Raw genomic sequence first — 4,788 nt, 5'->3', positions numbered from 1 at the left:
GCACCTTCTGACCCGCACCTTCTGACTATCAACCCGCACCCACCGTCGAGGACAACGAGGATAGAGGGGTGGCTCAGCGATTCGTGCGCAGCCACAGAATGGCGACGTGGAGCGCGGTGCGCGACTCCGCATCCTCAAGTGAGACGCCGAGCCTGCGCTGCAGCCGGTCCAGCCGTGCATACAGTGCCGGTCTGGACAGGAAGCCGGTGCGAGCAAGCGCCGATTTGTTGCCCCCGTGAGTGAGGAACTGTTCGAGGAGGACGAGCATCTCCTCATCGTCGGTCTCGAGCAGAGGGGCGAGCTCCGCCTCGGCGAAGGCCCGAACGCCCGGATCATCGTGCAGCGATGAGAGCAGTCCGCGCAGCCTCACGTCGGAGAAGCGGTAATACCGCCGCTGTCGCAGTTCGAGAGTCGAGGCGATCTCTGCGACCTGTGTGGCGGACTCGAGCCCGGTGACAGCGCCGATGATCGAGTCGCTCGGCCGCCCGGCGCCTACGGTGGCGCTGCGGGTGGGCACGTCGGCGATGATCTGCTCAAGGACCTCGTCGTCGGCACCTGTGGGCAGTGCCAGCACGACCCCGAACGAGCCTGACTGCAGTCCGGCTGACAGCGTGGAGCAGCGGTGAGCACTCGCTGCGGATACGAAATCGCGGTGGAGGGAACGTTCCCGCAGCTGCAGTGTCGTCGGGTCAGCGCCTGGGTCGCGATCAATGCGCACGACCACGGGAATCATGCGATCGCGTGGTGTGAACCCCAGGTCCGCAGCCCGCTCCCTGACCTGCTTCTCGCCGAGGTCGCTCGCTTCGGCGATCTCGCGGACCAGCCCGCCCTGGGCTTGGACGAGGAGATCTTGTTCGTCGCGCTCGGCCATCCGCGCCAACGTCAGAGTCTGTGCGGCGCGCTCGACGACTTGTGCAGCCTCCTCATCGGATCTCAGGCGACCCGGCGCCAGCAGTCGGCCCCACCGCCGATCCCGCAGCCCCACCGGAGTCTGCAGCCACCGTTGCCTGTGCCCGCTGCCCTCGCCGAGGTGGCCCGTCCCCGCGCTTTCTCGCTGAGTCCTGTGCGGTGCGGGTGGGCCGCCTGCGTGGGCGAGCAGGCGATGTCCGACGTCTTCGAGCAGCACAGGAGTGCCCAGCAGTTCCGCTGTCCGGTCGACGATGTGCTGGGCTCCGGCGCTCTCGAGGCTCAACTGTGTGAAGACCTCGTGGACCGTGCGCGCATGTTCGACGCGGGCAAGCTGCCGATTGAGCAGTTCCTGGTGAGCGAGTTCCGTGACGCGGACGAATTTGATGCGGCGGCGCAGGACCACGATCGGAATCTCGCGATCGCGTGCAGCGGCCCGCACGTTTTCGATGGCTTCGACATCCGGTCGGCCATCATGATGAATGAGCTCAATGACCGCACCGGAAGCAGAGGCGGATTCGAGCTGGTCGAGGAACTTCGCGGTCGATTCCGGCGATGACCGGTAGGACAGCCCGGTGCTGAGTACGAGCTCGCTGCCTTCGAGGAACTGCGCGACGTTCTCCGAATCGGCGATATGGACCCACCTCACCGGACGCCCCACATGGTCGGCGCCGGATACGACTTCGGGCTCGCCGCGGCGGATTTCGTCGACGTCGAGCAGGTTCGCGATCGTCAGCTCCGGTGCTCGCCGGGACAGAACGTCCATCCTGCGTTTCCTTTCGCGGGCTCGACACAGTGTGGTTTACACAGTGTAAATCAGCGAAGGCAAATGTTGACAGGGTGTCCATGGTCAATTGGCTGCGGCTGGCTCACCATTGAAGGAATAGGGCGGCCACGGGACCGGGGGCATGTCACTCCTGACTCCGGCCCACCTCGGCGATCTGGACATCCCTGCGACTGGACATCACTGCGACTGGACATCACTGCGAAAGGACGAACATCATGACTGTGATCAATGCGAATGAAGGACTCGAGCGCGGAGTCGAACACACGATCACCCCTGAGCAGCTCAGTGCTGGACGGCGGGCTCATGATCTCGACCGGGCGCACGTCTTCCATTCCTGGCAGGCGCAGGGGCCCTTCGAGCCGATGACCGTTCTGGCGGCCGAGGGACCCTACATCTGGGACGGGGAGGGCCGGAAGCTGCTCGACATGTCCTCACAGCTGGTGAACACGAACATCGGACATCAGCATCCGACGGTCGTCGCCGCGATCCAGGAGCAGGCGGCGAAGCTGTGCACGATCGCTCCCCAGCACGTCAACGAAGCCCGCTCCGAGGCGGCACGACTCATCGCCGAGCTCACGCCCGGAGACCTCGACCATGTCTTCTTCACCAACGGTGGTGCCGACGCCAACGAGCACGCGATCCGGATGGCGCGCCTGCACACGGGCCGGACCAAGGTGCTGTCCGCGTATCGCAGCTATCACGGTGGAACCCAGTTGGCCGTCAACGCCACCGGCGACCCGCGCCGGTTTGCCAATGACTATTCGGCCGAGGGCATCGTCCACTTCATGCCGGCCTACCAGTACCGTTCGTACTTCGGGGCGACGACCGAGGCAGAGGAGACTGCGCGGGCACTGCAGCACCTCGAGGACATGATCACTCTGGAAGGGCCGAACAACATCGCCGCGCTCATCCTCGAATCCGTGCCCGGCACGGCAGGCATATACGGGCCCCCAGCCGGATACCTCGAAGGGGTGCGGGAGCTGACGGCCCGCCACGGCATCGTCTTCATCGCCGACGAGGTGATGGCCGGATTCGGGCGGACCGGTCGATGGTTCGCGCTCGACCACTGGGGAGTGACACCGGACCTGCTGACCTTCGCCAAGGGAGTGAACTCGGGATACGTGCCTTTGGGCGGAGTCGCGGTCTCCGAGGACATCTTCGACACCTTCCGCGATCGCGTCTACCCGGGCGGACTGACCTACTCCGGTCACCCGCTGGCCTGCGCGGCGGCGGTTGCGACCATCACTGCGATGCGCGACGAGGACATGATCGCCAACGCAGACAGGCTGGGCGAAGACATCATCGGACCGGCGCTGCAGGAGATGGCCCAGCGTCACCCCTCGATCGGAGACGTGCGTGGAATGGGCTGCTTCTGGGCCATCGAGCTGGTCAAGAACCGCACCACGCGCGAACCACTGGCCGCCTACGGCGGCAGCTCACCGGAGATGAACCGGGTGATCGCGGCGATGAAGTCAGGCGGAGTGCTGCCGTTCGCGAACTTCAACCGGATCCATGTCGTACCGCCGCTGAACACGCCCGACGCGGATGTGCGCTTCGGTCTCGAAGTGCTTGACGAGGCGCTGAACATCGCGGACGAATACGCCGTCTGACCACTGTCCTCCGCCGCCGGGCTGATTGTGAACGTTGCTACATTCCCTGCTCGGCGGGGGAGGGTTTGGCCAGCTCAGAGATGAACGCAGGGTGACATTGGTGGAGTTGCAGAGAACAGCAGGTGAAGATTCGGGGGAATAGGCGGTAGACTCTCTGCTGATTGAGGCCGCTGTCCGCCAGCTAAATCATCCACGGTCCGAATTGTGTCTATGTTCAAGGTCGCTTAGTGGAAATCATCTTCGTCGTTGTGCTGGTCATCGTGCTGGCACTGTTCTTTGACTTCACCAATGGCTTTCACGACACGGCCAATGCCATGGCGACTCCGATCGCCACAGGAGCGATCAAGCCCAAGACGGCGGTCACCTTGGCAGCGCTGCTCAACCTCGTCGGCGCTTTCCTCTCCACCGAGGTGGCGAAGACCATCTCGGGCGGCATCATCAAAGAAGGTGATGGGGGAGTCCAGATCACACCGGACTTCATCCTCGCCGGCCTCATCGGTGCGATCATCTGGAACATGGCGACCTGGCGCTTCGGCCTGCCCTCGTCTTCCTCACACGCGCTGTTCGGCGGACTGATCGGTGCCGCGATCGTCGGCACCGGCCTCAACTCCGTCGACTTCGGCGTCTTCCTGTCCAAAGTGGTCCTGCCCGCACTCGCAGCTCCGATCATCGCCGGAGTCGGCGCCTATCTGTGCACTCGCCTGGCCTACTCCATCACACGCCGCAACAGTGAGGGCAAGACCGCTCACCGGGCACCATTCAAGTACGGGCAGATCTTCAGCTCCTCGCTCGTCGCTCTGGCGCACGGCACCAACGATGCGCAGAAGACCATGGGCGTCATCACGCTCGTACTCGTATCGGCAAATCTGCAGGACCACGGGACCGGCCCGCATATCTGGGTGATCACAGCCTGCGCGCTGGCGATCGCACTGGGAACGTATGTCGGCGGATGGCGAATCATCGACACTCTCGGCACGAAGCTCACCACCGTCAAGCCTGCTCAGGGACTGGCCGCCGAGACGTCGACAGCCGCCGCCATCCTCGCCTCTTCCCACTTGGGCTTCGCGCTGTCGACGACGCAGGTGGCGTCCGGTTCGGTGCTCGGCTCGGGAATGGGGCGCAAGGGCGCCGACGTCCAATGGTCCACCGCCGGACGCATCGCCTCGGGCTGGCTGCTGACCATTCCGGCGGCCGGAATCGTCGGCGGCATCGCAGCTGGCATCGCCCACCTCGGCACAATCGGGGTAGTCATCGACACGGTCATTGCGGTCATTGCCGTCCTCTGGATCTTCCTGAGCTCGCTCAAGGCCAAGCAGACGGACCTCTCGAACTTCGACACCGTCGGCGAAGCTGTCGGCATCCGCGGCCGCAAGCGCAAGATTCGCAAGGACCGCAACCGCAAACGCGCAGCGATGAAGCGTGCCGCTCGCAACGAAGCCCAAGACCAGCGAGCTGCCGAAAGAGCCGAAGCGAAGTCCGGTGCCG

At 64.6% G+C, this 4,788-nt stretch carries 3 protein-coding genes; 2 read left to right on the top strand and 1 reads right to left on the bottom strand.

The annotated features are described in order from the left end of the window. Positions 1–73 precede the first annotated feature (73 nt). A complete protein-coding gene (locus L0G76_RS14175) occupies positions 74–1,672 on the bottom strand; it encodes a PucR family transcriptional regulator (RefSeq protein WP_304357810.1) in 1,599 nt (532 codons plus the stop codon). Between the two features lie 236 nt (positions 1,673–1,908). Here L0G76_RS14175 and L0G76_RS14170 point away from each other — a divergent pair, with 236 nt between their 5' ends. Beyond that, positions 1,909–3,303 (top strand): aspartate aminotransferase family protein, encoded by a 1,395-nt coding sequence (locus L0G76_RS14170; protein ID WP_304357809.1) that lies wholly within the window; start codon positions 1,909–1,911, stop codon positions 3,301–3,303. Positions 3,304–3,530: 227 nt separating this feature from the next. Next, positions 3,531–4,788: inorganic phosphate transporter (locus tag L0G76_RS14165; protein ID WP_304357808.1), on the top strand; the 1,258-nt coding region annotated here is incomplete at its 3' end.

It is taken from the genome of Brevibacterium picturae (assembly GCF_030453725.1).
GTDB lineage: Bacteria > Actinomycetota > Actinomycetes > Actinomycetales > Brevibacteriaceae > Brevibacterium > Brevibacterium sandarakinum_A.
Note: the sequence above shows the minus strand (reverse complement) of the source record. Positions and strands in the feature narration are given on the sequence as shown.

Coding starts and splice junctions, on each gene's coding strand:
- L0G76_RS14175 (WP_304357810.1), bottom strand. CDS start 1,672: ATGGACGTTCTGTCCCGGCGAGCACCGGAGCTGACGATCGCGAACCTG.
- L0G76_RS14170 (WP_304357809.1), top strand. CDS start 1,909: ATGACTGTGATCAATGCGAATGAAGGACTCGAGCGCGGAGTCGAACAC.